The sequence below is a fragment of the Glycomyces sp. YM15 genome, from assembly GCF_016918015.1.
GTDB lineage: Bacteria > Actinomycetota > Actinomycetes > Mycobacteriales > Micromonosporaceae > Glycomyces.
On record NZ_JAERMK010000017.1, the window covers coordinates 1 to 14,238 of the forward strand.

Consider the following 14,238-nt stretch of genomic DNA (forward strand, 5'->3'; position numbering starts at 1 on the left):
CTTGTCGTAGTCTGCTTACACCTACCCCGACACCTGTACCAGTTTCCTGTCCCTGTACGTACCTCAATTGTCCCCCATACAGCCCCCGACTGTCATCACCCACAGGTGGAGAACCTCCTCATGTTCCGCACCCCGAATCCGACCAGAGCTCCTGCGCCCCAACCCGAAACAGACCCGCCACCCGATCTCCCACCCCACCCGTCCACCACCTCGTCGCTGCCCGGTTTGACCTCGGAGCACCGTCAACCTGTAAGGCGCGGCGCGGGGGAGCGACCGAGTCGCGCACGACGATATGGGTGCCGAGGAGGATGCGGTCGGTCGTCGCGCCTTCGTTGCGGCGCAAGGCGAGGCGCACGGCCTCGCGACCGAGCTGCTCGTGGGGGACGTGCACGGTGGTGAGCGCCGGAGTGAGCTCGGCGGCGAACGGGATGTCGTCGAAGCCGACCACCGACATGTCCTCGGGAACGCGCACGCCCGCCTCGCGCAACGCCTTCAGCACGCCGATGGCGACCATGTCGGTGCCCGCGAAGATCGCGGTCACGTCGTCGCGTTCGGCCAGGAGCCGCTTGGCCAGCTCGTAGCCGCTGTCGATCTGGAACTTGCCCGGCAGGATGAGCGATTCGTCCAGCGCCACACCGTGGTCGGCGTGCGCCCGACGGAAGCCATCAATGCGTTCATCCGAAGTGGAGAGACCGACCTCGCGGCCGAGGTAGCAGATCACGCGGTGCCCGGCCGAGAGCAGGTGCGCCGTCATCGAATACGAGCCGCTCACGTTGTCGTACTGGACCACCAGCGCCGGGACGCCCTCGCCGAGTGACGGGCGCCCGCACAGCACCAGGTGCGAGCCGGACTTGTCCAGCGCCCTCGCGAAGTAGGCCATGCGCTCCTTGTAGACCTCGTTGTCCCAGGCCCCGCCCACGAGGATCACGGCCTCGGCCCGCTGCTCCCGCATGAGCTCGACGACGGCGAACTCGCGCTCGGGGTCCCCGTGCGTGGTGCACAGGAGGCAGAGCCGGCCCTCGGAGGCGGCCTGCTGCTCGACGCCCCGCGCGATGTAGGCGTAGAACGGGCCGGTCACGTCGTCCACGACGAAGGCGATGGTCTTGGTCGTCGCCCCGGCGAGGCCGCGGGCGTGCGCGTTGACGACGTAGTCGAGTTCCTTCATGGCCCGCAGCACCTTCGCGCGCGTGGCCGGAGCGACCGGGTAGTTCCCGGCGAGGACGCGCGAGACGGTGGGAGCCGACACGCCGGCGGCGGCCGCGACGTCCTTGACGGTGGGACGCCTACCGCCGTCTGAGGTCTCGCGCACCTGCAGCCCCTTTCGTATCCGGACGCTCACCAGGCTAGATCACGACACCGCGGTCACGCCCGCCTCCCGAGGAGTTCGGGGTCCACCCGGTGTGTCAGCGGCAGCCCGGCCGCGAGGCGCTCGGCTTCCTCCACCATGTACAGGCCCATGCGCGCGAGTTCGTTCCCCTGCGAGCCCGCCACGTGCGGGGTCATGAAGACGTTCGGGAGGTCGAACAGCGCGGAGTCGTGCGGCGGCGGTTCGGGGTGGGTGACGTCGAGGACGGCGGCGAGGCGGCCGGTGCGCAGCTCGGTGACGAGCGCGTCGGTGTCGACCAGGCGGCCGCGCGAGGTGTTGACGAGGACGGTGCCGTCCTTCATCGCGGCGAGGCGTTCGGCGTTGATGAGGTGGCGGGTCTCGGCCAGGTCGGGGGCGTGGACGCTGACCACGGTGGACTGCGCGACGAGGTGGTCCAGGTCGACCAGCTCGACGCCGAGCGCGGCGGCCTCGCTCCCGCTGACGTACGGGTCGGCGAGCAGCACCTCGAAGTCGAAGGGCCGCAGCAGTTCGATGACCCGCCGCCCGATTGCCGAGGCCCCGATGAGGCCGACGCGGACGCCGAAGTTGCCGACCCCGGGGTGGATGTGGCCGAGTTCGAAGGACCGCTCGCTGCGGAACCGCTCGCGCAGGTTGAAGATCCCCTTGCCCGCCAGCAGGATCGCGCCGAGCGTGTACTCGGCGACCGGAAGCGCGTTCGCACCCGCCGCCGAGGTGACCGCGATCCCGCGCGTCCAGACCTCCTCGCGGACGTGGCCCTTGACCGACCCGGCCGCGTGCAGCACCGCCCGCAGCTTGGGTGCGCGGTCCAGGACCGCCGCGTCGAGCGCGGGTGCGCCCCAGCCGGAGACGATCACCTCGACGTTCGCGAGCGCCTCGTCCGTGCCGGGCCCGTCGAAGCGCTCGACCACGGTCCCGGGGTCGATGTCGAGCACGGCGCCGAGCCGCCGCATCAGCGGCTCGGGGAAGAGCTGCGGCGTGAACACGGGGTCCATCGCGAACAGCGCCTTGGGGAGATCGGCCACGAGAAGAGTCCTCCGAACGGTTGCTGTAGAAATCGATTTCTACTGTAAGGGACCCCGCTTGTCTTGTCGAGCCGGATCCGGATGTCGACGCCAGAATCAAGAATGAGGTCATTCACCTGCAAGTTTGCTACTTGACGCAATTGCTTCGACCTCCGCGTGTAACGATTCGGCAAACTCAGCTTGCGCTCGTGACAGCGCTCACCTAGTCTCACAGAATCCGGTTTCTATCCCGGTCCCCGACAACTGCGAGCCACTCGCGCACCCCTGAAGGAGAACCCATGAGCACTGGGACGGAGCGCCCCGGCGCCAATCTCTCGCGTCGCACGGTCGTCAAGGCCGGAGCTGCGGCCGCGGTCGCGGCGCCCGCGCTCGCCGCGTGCGGCCCCTCGGCCGGCGGCGCCGGCGGCGGGAAGACCCTGATCCGGTTCCTCTACGCCACCGGCGACGCCACCTGGAACGAGGTCGTCGCCGCCGTCACCGAGGCGTTCAACGCCCAGAGCGACAACGTGGTGGTCGAGCCCGAGCCCCTGCCCGCCGGCACCGACTACGCGACCGCGCTGAAGACCGTCGACGCCACCGGCAACTGGCCGGCCCTGGTCGACATGCGCGACACCGTGACCTACATGGAGGCCGGGAAGATCGCGCCGATCCCCGAGAGCGTCACCGCCCTGCTCAGCGATGAGGTGTACGCGCCCTCCGAGGACGGCTCCGTCTACATCGTCCCGAGCACCGCCCTGAACGGCGAGATCGGGTTCAACATCGTCTACGACAAGGACTACTTCGAGGCGAACGGCCTCGCCGTGCCCACGACGTACGCCGAGTTCATCGCCCTCTTGGACGCGATCAAGGCCAACGGGGACGTCCCGCTCGCCATGGCCGCCGCCGAGATCTGGCCCTCGGACCAGATCTGGAAGCCCCTCGCCGCGCCGACCTTCGCCGAGTACAGCGAGGGCGGCGGCTTCTGGAACGCCGTGGAGGCGGGGGAGGCGACCATCGCCGACCTGCGCGAGCCCATGGAGCGCTTGAAGACCAACACGGACGACTACGCCCTCGACGGCTGGCAGTCCACTCAGGATGCCCAGACTTCGACCCTGCTCGTCAACGGCCAGGCCGTCATGGCGACCTCCTCCGCCGGACTCGGGCGGCTCAACGACATCGCCAAGGTCGACCCGGACTACAACGCGGGACTGTTCGTGATCCCCGCCGACGACGGCACCATCAACGTCCTCAAGAACTCCGTCAACGGCGACACCGCCTCCGGCATCGCGATCTCCAAGCAGGCCGAAGAGGACGGCGCCCAGTACGACGCCGCCGTCGAGTTCCTCGAGTACTACTTCTCCGTCGAGGCCTGCAACCTCATGGAGGCCACCGGTGTCGTCTCCCCGAACATCAAGCAGGGCGCCGAGGTCAAGCGCAACGACTCGATCCCCGGCGCCGCCGACTACTTCGGCCTGCTCGAGAACCCCAAGCTCGTCTGGTACGAGAACGCGCCCACCAACCCCAACCACAGCACGTTCCAGACCTTCTTCCGCCAGAGCCGGATCGAGATGATGGACGACCAGATCACCATCGACGAGCTCATCGAGAAGTCGCAGGGCGAATTCGAGAAGAACATGGCCGAGGGCTAACGGCGCACCACCGGCGGCGCCTGCCCCGGGGCGCCGCCCGAACCGTCAGAGAGGACGACCAGTGACCGACCAGCAAGTGCTCGTCAAGGCACTTCCGGCCGAGCCCCCGCCCATCGCCCGGCCCGCGGCGGGCCGCCGCCCGCGCTTCGACCGGCAGCGCATCGCGATGCTCCTGTTCATCGCGCCTGCGGCCCTCCTGTACGCGCTCATGATGATCGTGCCTTCGCTGCAGTCGATCCAGTTGAGCCTCACCAACTGGGACGGCATCAGCCCCACCTTCCAGTACGTGGGCCTGCGCAACTATGAGGACATCCTGACCGCCGACCGGTTCTGGAACGCCGTCAAGAACACCCTGATCCTCGGCCTCGGCTCGGCCCTGATCGTCAACGTGATCGCCCTCGCCGTGGCGATGATGCTCGACAAGCTGCACCACGCCCAGGGCTTCTTCCGCACCATCGTGTACCTCCCCGCCCTGGTCAGCGGCTTCATCGCCGCCACCATCTGGAAGTACGTGCTCAACTACAACTTCGGCGCCGTCAACTCCACCCTGAAGAGCCTCGGGCTCGACGCCCAGACCCGCGACTGGCTCGGCGACCACGACATCGTCATCGGCGTGCTGCTGTTCATCATCTGCTTCACCCTGGGCGGCAACACGACCCTCATCTACCTCGCGAACCTCCAGTCGGTGCCGCAGGAACTCGTCGAGGCCGCCCGCATCGACGGCGCCTCGCGCGCCCAGGTGTTCCGGTACGTCACCTGGCCGATGCTCGCCGGGGCCGTCACCGTCAACATGACCCTGATGATGATCGCCGGATGGACGATCTTCGACCAGATCATGGTGCTCACCCTCGGCGGGCCCGGTTTCGTCAGCGAGACCATGGCGTTCTTCATCTACAAGGTCGGCTTCGGGGAGTACCGCGCCGGGTACGGCAGCGCGGCCGCCGTCGTCCTGTTCGTCGTGGTCATGGCGACCACGGTGATCGCCAACCGCTACATGCGCAGCAGGGAGATCCAAGCGTGACCGTCACGAAGCAAGGGCGCGCCGGGGAACGCCGCCGCCTCACCCCCGGCGAGGTGGTCGTCATGGCCGTGCTCGCGATCCTCGTCCTCGCCGTCTCGTTCCCGGTGCTGTACGCGCTGCTCAACTCCTTCCGCGGCTACGCGGACATCACCAAGGACCCCATGGGCCTGCCGACCTCGATCGACTTCGGCAACTACGTGACGCTCTTCCAGACCACCGAATACGGTGAGGCGCTGCTCAACACGCTGATCATCACGGCCGGGACGCTCGTGATCCTCATGGCGCTGGTCCCCATGGCCGCCTACGGGATCGAGCGGGTCGGCGGCCGCACCGGCCGGTGGATCTACCTCCTCTTCATCGCCGGGCTCATGATCCCCTTCCAGGTGCGGATGATCCCGCTCGTGACCTCCATGAACGAGATCGGCCTCTACAGCACCCTGCCCAGCGTCATGCTCGTCCACTTCGGCGGGTCCGCCGCGTTCGGCGTGCTCCTGTACTGCAGCTTCATCAAGAGCGTGCCGCGCGAGATCGAGGAGGCCGCGAACATGGACGGCGCGGGCCGCCTGCGCACCTTCTGGTCCATCGTCTTCCCGATGCTGCTGCCCGTGACCTCGGCGTTCGTCATCATCCAGGCCCTCGGGCTCTGGAACGACTTCTTCATCCCGCTGGTGTTCCTCGACGCCTCCTCTGCCGGGACGATCAACGTGGCGCTCAGCCGCATGTCCGGGCTCATGGCCTCCCAGTGGGAGCTCATCTACACCGGCGCGATCGTCGCCACCGTGCCCTCGGTGATCCTCTTCGCCGCGTTCCAGCGCTACTTCATCAAGGGCATGTCGATCGGGGCGGTGAAGGGTTGAGCGCCATGGGGACCTCGCTGTTCGCCTACGACGGGCGGCTCTCCCGCTTCCTGCTCTCGATGTTCCAGTGCTTCGCGGTCTCGGTGCTGTTCCTGGTCACCGCGCTCCCGGCGGTCGTGGTCGACCAGGCTTCGGGCCGCGTCTCCCACGCGGGGATCTGGCTCGGCGTGGCCGCCGCACTCCCGATCGGGCCGGGCGCGTACGCGGTCCTGGCGGGAATGCGAGGCTTCATCACGGAGGGCGGCTACCAAGGCCGGGCCTTCCGGCGCTTCTGGCGGGACTTCGCCTCCGGCGCCGTACGGCTGCGCCGGCTATGGGCGGGCATGGCGCTCATCGCCCTGCTGCTGGGGTACAACGCGGCGCTGTACGGCGGCAGCGACGGCGCGTTCCTCGCGGTCACGGCCGGGGGAGCCCTGGTCGCGGTGGCGGCCGTCGCCGTCTGCAGCGCCTCGCTGCAAGGCGTCGCCGGCACGCCGATCGAAGTCCTCACGCTCGCCCTGCACGCCGCGGCGGCCCGCCCCCTGGCCCCGCTCGCGCATCTCGGCGTGCTCGTGATCGCTTTGGCCGCAACGCAACTGCCCGTGGTCGGCACGAACCTCGCACTGTTCCTTCCCGCCCTCGCGGCCTGGGCGATCCTGACCGCCAACCGGCTCCTCGGCTTCGACGGCAAGGCCGCCTCCCTGCGCAGGTGACGGCGCGTGTCGCCCCGGTTCGCTATCGTGCAGGTCCCGGCCGTTCGAAGATAGGTGGAGCCCATGTCCGTCCCGGATTCGTTCGAACCGCACCTGCGCGGGAAGACCCTGGCGCCGCCCGGCGCCGACCTCGTGCTCGCCGAGTGGGAGGCCGACGGCGTTCCCGACGGTTCGCGCCGGTACCAGGCGCCGCTGCACCGCCACGGCGACGACGAGGCGTGGTACGTGCTCGAAGGGACGTTGGCCGTGCGGATCGGCGACGAGGAGGTCGAGGTCCCCGCGGGCGGTGCCGCGATCGTTCCCGGCGGGACCGCCCACACGTTCTGGAACCCCCGCGCGGAGCCGGCCCGCTACCTGCTGGTCATGGGCGCCAAGACGAACGCGCTCATCAACGCCATCCACGCCGCGGCCGACCACAGCCCCGAGGCGATGCGGCGGCTCTTCGAGCAGCACGACGCGGAGCTGCTCGAGTAGCCGCCGGTCCTGCTGCGAGTGCCTGCGCGTCAAGGTCGACCGGCTGTGCGGCTGGTTCGATCCCCGAGCCCGGCCACCCCTGCCTAGGTTGCCACTATGAACACCGCAACTGTGTGGCACCGTCGAGATCGGACCCGACGCCGGGCGCACCCGCCGTCGAGGACGCCGGTCGTCGTGGTCCCAGAGTTCGCTGCCGCGCGCCCTTGATGCTCAGCGCAGGATCGGGAAGCGCCGTACCAGGCCGAGCCGCCGCCACACGAGACCGAGTCCCCACCGGTCACCGGCGCTGGTGAAGATCAGCGCGATCATGACAGTGGCGTAGACGAAGTGCGGGTCGACGACCGGGTTGGACTCGAGCGGGAGCAACGAGGCCCACAACGCGAGCATGAGCACCGCACCGCCGATCGCCGCCGGGCGCAGGCAGACGCCGAGGATGAGGGCGATCCCGAGGCCGGCTTGGGCGGCCATGAACAGCCAGTCGGCCCAGGCCAGCCCGGACGTGCCGCTGTACATCGCGCCGGCGCCGCCCGAGAAGAACTCGGCGGTCGGGCTGCCGCCGTCGATCCAGCCTTGGTTCGCGGGGGTGCTGAAGCCGAGCCCGAACGTCTTGTCGAGGAAGGCCCAAAGGAAGATCCAACCGAGGACGATCCGAACGACCGCGACACTGCGCGGCGGGCGGACGTCGGCGGCATCGGCGGACTGGTGAGTGGAGAGTTGCGCGGTCATGCTGCTTCCCTTGGGGTATAGGGCTATGAATGGTCAATGAAGCGCCACCAAAATAACATGCGGACCATTGCCGCGCAATCCGTCTATTGCTCGAGAACCCCTATGCGACAGCGCTGACCAGCGCTGCTGAATCGCCATTCGTCAAGGTCCCGTACAGGCGCATTCAAGACCGCTGTGCAAGTGCCGAGGTGAAACTGTCCTCCTGTTCAAGCGGTATGGAATGGATGCATTCGTACAGGCAAAATATCGTCGCATTCAAGGACCGGAAGCGAGTATCGGGATATGTCGACGGAGCTTCCCTGGTCGGTGGTCATCCCCTGCCACAATGCCGCCAAAACCCTTGAGCGCTGCCTATCGGCGGTATACGCGCAAACTGCTCCGCCCGCCGAAGTCATCGTGGTGGACGACGCCAGCACCGACGCCACCGCCGCGATCGCGGCCGGCTTCCCCTGCCGCACGATCGCGGTCGACCCCAACCGCGGACCGGCCGCCGCCCGCAACCTCGGCGCCGCACGCGCGGTCGGCGAGGTCCTGTTCTTCCTCGACGCGGACATCGAACTGCGGCCCGACGCCCTCGCCCGCGCCGCCGCCGCTCTCGCCGCTCCCGGCGTCGGCCTCGTCCAAGGCGTCTACGCCGCCGAGCCGATGATCGACGACGGTCCCGTCGAGCGCTACAAGACCCTCTTCGAGCACCGCTGGCGCACCGCCGCCGCCGGGCCCACCGACGTGACCCTCTTCGCGCTCACCGCGATCCGCACTCGAGTCTTCACCGCCGCCCGCGGCTTCGACGAGACCCTGCGCTCAGGCGAGGACGTCGAATTCGGCTCCCGCCTCCCTCCCCCCTGGACCGCCGTGACCGACCCGGACGTGGTCGGCCGCCACGATGACGTCGACCGGCTCGGGGCCCTCCTGGCCGAGCAGTGGCGCCGCTCCCTGCGCTTCGCCGAACTCCTCGCCCGCGCCCGCCGGGCGCCGTCCACAACGAACACCGTCCGCACCGGCGCCTACGGGCCCGCGGCCGTGCTCGCCGCCGCCGCGATCGCCGCCTCCGCGCCCCTCGCGATCTGGTCGCCCTGGCTCGCGCTCCTCCCGGCGCTCTTCGCCGCCGTGTTCGCCCTCGCCAGCGCGCCCCTCCTCACGGCCGCCGCCGCGCACGGCCGCCGCTGGGCCGCAACGGTGTTCGCGCTGCACCTGCTCTACGTCGGCACCGCCGGCCTCGCGAGCCTCGTCGGGGCCCTCCGGCCCGCCGTCTGGAGGGCCCGGGCATGAAGCGCATCCTCTGGCGCCTTTCGGGCATCGTCGTCATGGCCGCCGTCGTCGTCGCGGTCGCGGCGGCCATGCGCGGCCAGGACTGGAGCGCGGCGCTCGCGTTCGCCAGCGGCGAGCACATGCCCCAGATCGCGCTGGCGGCCCTGATCAACCTCGCCGGCCTGGTCCTCGGGATGCTCGCCTGGCGCGCGATCGTGAACGGCGCGGGCGAACCCGTGCCGGTGCGCGACGCCGCGAACATCTTCTTCGCCGGCATGCTCGTCAAGTACCTTCCGGGTCGCTTGTGGACACTTCTGGTCAACATGCGCATGGGCACCGAAGTCGGCGTCGGCCCGGCCCGCATGGCCGGCGTCTACGTGCTCAACATCGGCGTCATGGTCACCACCGGGATGCTCGCGGGCCTCCTCGCCGCCCCGGCGGCCTTCGGTCCGCGCGGCTGGTGGGTGCTCCTCGCCGCCGTCCCCGGGCTCGTGCTCTTCGCCCGGCCCGCCCTGGTCAACCGCGCCGCGGTCCTGATCACGAAGGCCGTCCGCAGGCCCGCCCCGCCCGCATACAGCGGCAAGTCGATCCGTGCCTCCCTGATCTACCAGACGGTGTCGTGGCTGGTCACCGGCCACCACCTGTGGGTACTGGCGCTGGCCGCCGGCGCGGACCCGTGGCGGTCCTACCTGCTGTGCGTGGGCCTGTTCGGGCTGGCGCTGGTGGTCGGCTCGCTCGTGGTGATCGTGCCCGACGGCCTCGGCATCCGCGAGGGCATCCTGGTGGCGGCCCTGACCCTGGTGCTGCCCTTGCCGATGGCGGGGGCGGTCGCCGTGACGAGCCGGGCCGTGGCCACGCTCGGCGAGGTCGCCTCCGCCGCGGTGGTCTACGCGTGGTCGGCACGGGCCCGCCTGAAGCGGGCCCGCGCCGCCGATCAGGTGCCCGCGGCGGCCTCTTCGAGCACCGCCGCGTAGGCCTCCAATGAGGACCGCATGCCGAACGCGGCGGTCGCGATCGCCGCGCCGGCGGACCGGCGCCTGGCCGGGTAGCGGCACACGCGCCGCAGCGCCTCCCGCAGCCCGTCCGCGTCGCCGGACTCGACGAGTTCGCCGAAACCCGTGGTCTGCAACGGCACACGCATGCCCGGCAGGTCGGAGGCGACGACCGGGACGCCGGACATCATGGCCTCGGTCTGGGTGATGCCGAAGGACTCCTCGGCCACGGACGGCAGCGCGAAGGCGTCGAGGGACGCGTGGAAGTCGGCGATCGCCGCCTCCTCCAACCGCCCGAGGAACCGGACGCGATCGTCCCCGGCGGCCTGGGCGCGCAGCCGCGCGACCACGTCGCCGCCGGCCACGCTCTCGTCGCCGGCCAGCAGCAGCCGCGCCGCCGGGTCCTCCCAGTCCCGGAAGGCGCGCACGAGATGGTGGAGCCCCTTCTCGGGGGCCATGCGCCCCAGGAACCCGATGTGCGGGCCCGCGCCGTCGCGGAACGCGGGCTTCCCGGGACCGCGCTCGCGGCACGGCGGCGGGACGGCGCACACGCGCCGCTGCTCCATGATCGACCAGTGCCGCGAGGACTTCGCGTGGTCGAGGTTGGCGACGACCACTGCGGTGGCGCGGCGCAGTGCGGCGCCCACCGAGGCGTCGACCACCGCGATCTGCGCCCGGGCCGTGACGCCCTGGGAGAGCCATACGTCGTCGTGGTGATGGACCACGACCGGCGTTCCGCGCGCCGCGCGCGCGATGAGTCCGGCCTCCAGCATCGGCACATGGATGTTGACCACATCGGCCCGCCGCGCGATCCGGCCCGCGAGCGAGGCGAACTCCGGGCTGACCACGCCGCGCCCGATGCGGGCGGCGACGCGGGCGCGGTGGACGTGCACGCCCTCGCGGACCTCGAAGCGCGGCAGGGCCGGGTCGTGGCGGGACGCGACCACGGCGACGCGCTTCCCGTTGGCCGCCAAGAACTCGGCCACGTCCATGGCGACCCTGGTGAGCCCGCTGGTGTAGGGGGCGTAGTAGTTGAGCACGACGCAGGCGTCGTATCGGGAGTTCACCGCGCTGGCTCCTATCGGATGTCGAGACCGACCATCTGGGCGTCGTGGTCGGAGAGGCCTTCGCTGGAGACGATCTCGTACTCGGCGATTCCGAGCCCCGGGCCGGTGCAGACCCAGTCGAGGCGCCACCACTTGGGGAACGGGAACCGGATCGAGGGCCAGCTGACCGGCATCACCGAGTCCGGGTCGGGGCAATCGAGGCGGTCGCGCAGTGAGGCGACCCCGGCGCTGAGGATGGTCGAGTTGAGGTCGCCGCCGATGAACACCGGGTGCGGGTTGGCGTCGATGTCCTCGTTGAGCACGGCGAACTGGGAGCTGCGGCGCTGGTGCTGCGAGCGCACGTACTCGTAGAAGTCCGCGCTCAGCGGCGAGGCCTCGCCGGTGGGCACGGGCACCGAGAGGTGCATGTTGTACATGGAGACGACCTGCCCGTCGACGTCGATGTCGGTGCGGAGGATCTTGGTGGTCCAGTACTCGCGCCAGGGGTCGTCGGCGGGCGGCGCGCCCGGGTCGCCCTCGTCGATGAGCGCTTCGGTGTCGAGAGCCTTCGAGTCGACGATCGGGTAGCGCGAGAGGGTGACCATCTCGCTGGCGATGACGAGCTCGTAGTCGGGGAAGTGCGCGCGGAGGGCGGCTTCGTCGTCGATGATCTCGACCCGGTCGGTGCGGGTCAGGTACTCGGTGAGGAGGTAGACGTCGGCGTCCTGGGCGAGCAGGTAGTCGTAGAACTCGTCGGCGTCGTCCCAGCGGTAGTGCCAGTAGTCGGCGTTCCAGGTGAACACCGCGACGTCGGCGGTGCCCTCGCCGGGCGGGCCGCCGAACACCGCAGAGAGGTTGACTCCCGCGATCGGGTAGGCGATCGCGAACACGGCGAGGTGGACCGTCCACAGTCGCCAGCGCCTGCCGCGGGCGAGGGGGATCGCGCACAGTGCCAGCAGGACCGGCGGGACGAGCAGCGCGAACGGCGGCACCATCTCGATGAGCGACCACCACCAGACCCGACCGGCCAGGACCAGGTGGGCGACGAGGAAGGCCGCCCACAGGGTTGTCAGGCCCACGACCAGGAGGGCGCCCAGGCGCCGCCGCCGGGGTTTCGCAGGCTCCGCGTCTTCGGTGGCGGGGGCGGGGTTCTCGGTCAGGCTCATGGTCTCCTTCAATCACTCGGACCGTACATGTCGGACAGATCGATCAGCTCCGTGGCCGCGAGGCACGCGAGACAGCTCGCGCCGATGGCCAGGAGCACCGGGTCGCGCAGCAGCAGGCGGGTGGGGTCCCCGTCGCCGCCGCGCAGCTCGAGCCGCTGGAGGTAGCGGAACAGGGCCATCAGCAGCAGCGGGACCACCAGCATCGCTTGCGGCCCCTCGGCTTCGGTGGCGTGCGGGCCGCGTAGGGCGAACAGCAGGAACGTGGCTGTCGCGAGCCCGCCCGCGATGGAGATGAAGTGCTCGAGCATCGAGGCGGTGTAGCCGCGCAGCGCCGCGCGGTGCGCCGTCCCGGCGACGACGATCTCCCTGCGGCGCTTGCCGAGCACGAGCAGCAGCGAGACGAACAGCGTCGCGAGCACGATGAGGCTCGCCGGCGCGGTGCCGAGCATGAGGTACCCGGCGAGGGCCCGCAGCGGGAAGCCGGCCGCGACCGCGAACAGTTCGAGCACCGGCACGTCCCGGAGCTTGCGGCTGTACGCGAAGTTCAGGGCGACGTACACCCCGATGGGGATCAGCAGGCCGGGGGCGGCCGCGACCGCCAGGGCCGCCGAGCCGACGGCGCACGCGATCGCGACGAGCGCGGCCTGGCGCACCGAGAGCGCGCCCGAGGCGAGCGGGCGGTGGCGCTTGACCGGGTGGTGGCGGTCGCGCTCGCGGTCGGCGATGTCGTTGACGGCGTATACGAGGGAAGACGCGAGCATGAACGCGGCCACCGCGAGGACGGGCCCGGCGACCGTCGCGCGGTCCCACACCTGCGGGTCGAGGAACGGCAGCAGCACCGCGACGTTCTTGACCCACTGGCGGGGCCGGGCGAGCGCGACCGCCGCCGAGGCGGCGGCGCGGAGGCTAGGCGTCCGATGATCGGCCGGAGCGATTGCTCCCGGCTTGAGGCTGGTCATGACGGCCCTCCTGCGCTCGTGCGGGTGGAAAGAGGATCTTGGCGCCGGCGAGCATCCCTTGGCGCCACCGGTCCGAGCTGGTGGCCCCGGCGGCGCCGCGCGGGGCGGGCGGCTGCTCGCGCCACCACCGGAAGGTGCGCAGGATCGCGTCGCGATTGGAGTGCTCGGGCGTGAAGCCCAGGCGTTCGGCGGCCTTCGCGATGTCCACGAAGGAGTCGGCTTTGAGCTTGCGCACCAGGCGGTCGTAGACGGGGGAGAGGCCGAGCGCCGAGGCGGCGCGGAGCATCGCGATCGCGGGGGCGGCCGGGACGGACCTGATGCGGCCCCCGCGCCCGACCTCGTCGAGCACGGCCTGGAAGTCCGAACGGAGCGTCCCGAACTCGCCCGCTCCGATGTTGTAGGTGTCGGCGGCGACGTCGTCGGGCGCGGTGAGGACGCTGCGCACGGCGCGGGCGAGGTCGTCGATGTCGAGCATCTGGACGCGCACGTCCCCGCGTCCGATGACGGGGAAGTCGCGGCCCTCCTCGGCCCATTCGAAGAGCATCCCGAACAGGCCGAGCCGCCCCGGGCCCAGGAACGTCTTGGGCCGCACGACGCTCACGCACCGGTCGGCGCGGTGCGGGGCGACCAGCGCCTCGGCCTCGGCTTTGGCGGCGCTGTAGGTGTCGACCGGCTCATGCGGGTGGTCCTCGGGCGTGGGCACGAGGGCCGGGAGGCCGTAGACCGCGGTGGAGGAGATGTGCACGACCCGTTCGACGTCGGCCTTCGCCGCGGCGTCGAGCATCGACCGCGCCCCGTCGACGATGATCGACCGGATGTCGGCCTTCGGATACGACGGCAGCGCTGAAGCACAGTGGACGATCGTGGTGCAGCCGTCGGCCGCTTCGCTGAGCGCGGTCGTGTCGCGCACGTCGCCGGTGCGCACGGTCAGGCCGGGAGCCGGGTCGAGCGGGCGCAGGTCGTAGGCCACGACCGCCGCGCCGTCCGCGAGGAGGTCGGCGGTGAGCCGGGAGCCGAGGACGCCGGCGGCGCCGGTGACGAGCACACGGGAGGGCAGGG

14 protein-coding genes are annotated in these 14,238 nt (G+C 70.6%); 7 read left to right on the top strand and 7 right to left on the bottom strand.

Annotated features, from left to right (window positions below; all coding sequences use genetic code 11):
- Positions 1-118: 118 nt before the first annotated feature.
- Together JHY01_RS18225 and JHY01_RS18230 are read right to left on the bottom strand one after the other, a co-directional pair.
- Positions 119-1,309, bottom strand: coding sequence for a LacI family DNA-binding transcriptional regulator (locus JHY01_RS18225; RefSeq protein WP_205327098.1), 1,191 nt, complete (start codon positions 1,307-1,309; stop codon positions 119-121).
- Positions 1,310-1,362: 53 nt separating this feature from the next.
- Entirely contained in the window at positions 1,363-2,370 is a 1,008-nt protein-coding gene (locus JHY01_RS18230) for a hydroxyacid dehydrogenase (protein ID WP_205327099.1), read from the bottom strand.
- A 278-nt stretch (positions 2,371-2,648) separates the two neighbouring features.
- Here JHY01_RS18230 and JHY01_RS18235 point away from each other — a divergent pair, with 278 nt between their 5' ends.
- From JHY01_RS18235 to JHY01_RS18255, 5 genes are all read left to right on the top strand, one after another.
- Complete coding sequence (locus JHY01_RS18235; protein ID WP_205327100.1) at positions 2,649-3,998, top strand: ABC transporter substrate-binding protein; 1,350 nt, start codon at positions 2,649-2,651, stop codon at positions 3,996-3,998.
- A gap of 61 nt (positions 3,999-4,059) precedes the next feature.
- Positions 4,060-5,019 (top strand): carbohydrate ABC transporter permease, encoded by a 960-nt coding sequence (locus tag JHY01_RS27835; protein WP_205327101.1) that lies wholly within the window; start codon positions 4,060-4,062, stop codon positions 5,017-5,019.
- A complete protein-coding gene (locus JHY01_RS26815) occupies positions 5,016-5,876 on the top strand; it encodes a carbohydrate ABC transporter permease (RefSeq protein WP_205327102.1) in 861 nt (286 codons plus the stop codon). Before JHY01_RS27835 ends, JHY01_RS26815 begins: the two co-directional genes overlap by 4 nt.
- Positions 5,877-5,881: 5 nt before the next feature.
- Complete coding sequence (locus tag JHY01_RS18250; protein WP_205327103.1) at positions 5,882-6,568, top strand: hypothetical protein; 687 nt, start codon at positions 5,882-5,884, stop codon at positions 6,566-6,568.
- 63 nt (positions 6,569-6,631) lie between these two features.
- Complete coding sequence (locus tag JHY01_RS18255; RefSeq protein ID WP_205327104.1) at positions 6,632-7,042, top strand: cupin domain-containing protein; 411 nt, start codon at positions 6,632-6,634, stop codon at positions 7,040-7,042.
- A 210-nt stretch (positions 7,043-7,252) separates the two neighbouring features.
- Here JHY01_RS18255 and JHY01_RS18260 read toward each other — a convergent pair whose 3' ends face one another.
- Complete coding sequence (locus tag JHY01_RS18260) at positions 7,253-7,768, bottom strand: DoxX family membrane protein (protein ID WP_205327105.1); 516 nt, start codon at positions 7,766-7,768, stop codon at positions 7,253-7,255.
- A 282-nt stretch (positions 7,769-8,050) separates the two neighbouring features.
- Between JHY01_RS18260 and JHY01_RS18265 the strand changes: the two genes are divergently transcribed.
- Together JHY01_RS18265 and JHY01_RS18270 are read left to right on the top strand one after the other, a co-directional pair.
- Positions 8,051-9,037, top strand: coding sequence for a glycosyltransferase family A protein (locus JHY01_RS18265; RefSeq protein ID WP_205327106.1), 987 nt, complete (start codon positions 8,051-8,053; stop codon positions 9,035-9,037).
- Positions 9,034-9,990 carry a lysylphosphatidylglycerol synthase domain-containing protein gene (locus tag JHY01_RS18270; protein WP_205327107.1) on the top strand — a complete coding sequence of 319 codons (957 nt, stop codon included), beginning with the start codon at positions 9,034-9,036 and terminating at the stop codon, positions 9,988-9,990. Before JHY01_RS18265 ends, JHY01_RS18270 begins: the two co-directional genes overlap by 4 nt.
- On the opposite strand, the gene JHY01_RS18275 is transcribed toward JHY01_RS18270, so the two are convergent.
- From JHY01_RS18275 to JHY01_RS18290, 4 genes are read right to left on the bottom strand one after another with little or no spacing between them, the layout of a single operon-like run.
- The gene (locus JHY01_RS18275) at positions 9,951-11,075 is read right to left on the bottom strand and encodes a glycosyltransferase family 4 protein (protein ID WP_205327108.1); all 1,125 of its coding nucleotides are present in this window, start codon (positions 11,073-11,075) and stop codon (positions 9,951-9,953) included. The genes JHY01_RS18270 and JHY01_RS18275 overlap by 40 nt on opposite strands.
- Before the next feature lie 11 nt (positions 11,076-11,086).
- Entirely contained in the window at positions 11,087-12,220 is a 1,134-nt protein-coding gene (locus JHY01_RS18280) for an endonuclease/exonuclease/phosphatase family protein (protein ID WP_205327109.1), read from the bottom strand.
- Between the two features lie 8 nt (positions 12,221-12,228).
- Positions 12,229-13,179 carry a UbiA prenyltransferase family protein gene (locus tag JHY01_RS18285; RefSeq protein ID WP_205327110.1) on the bottom strand — a complete coding sequence of 317 codons (951 nt, stop codon included), beginning with the start codon at positions 13,177-13,179 and terminating at the stop codon, positions 12,229-12,231.
- Positions 13,127-14,236 carry an NAD-dependent epimerase/dehydratase family protein gene (locus tag JHY01_RS18290; RefSeq protein ID WP_240192958.1) on the bottom strand — a complete coding sequence of 370 codons (1,110 nt, stop codon included), beginning with the start codon at positions 14,234-14,236 and terminating at the stop codon, positions 13,127-13,129. Before JHY01_RS18290 ends, JHY01_RS18285 begins: the two co-directional genes overlap by 53 nt.
- Positions 14,237-14,238: the final 2 nt, after the last annotated feature.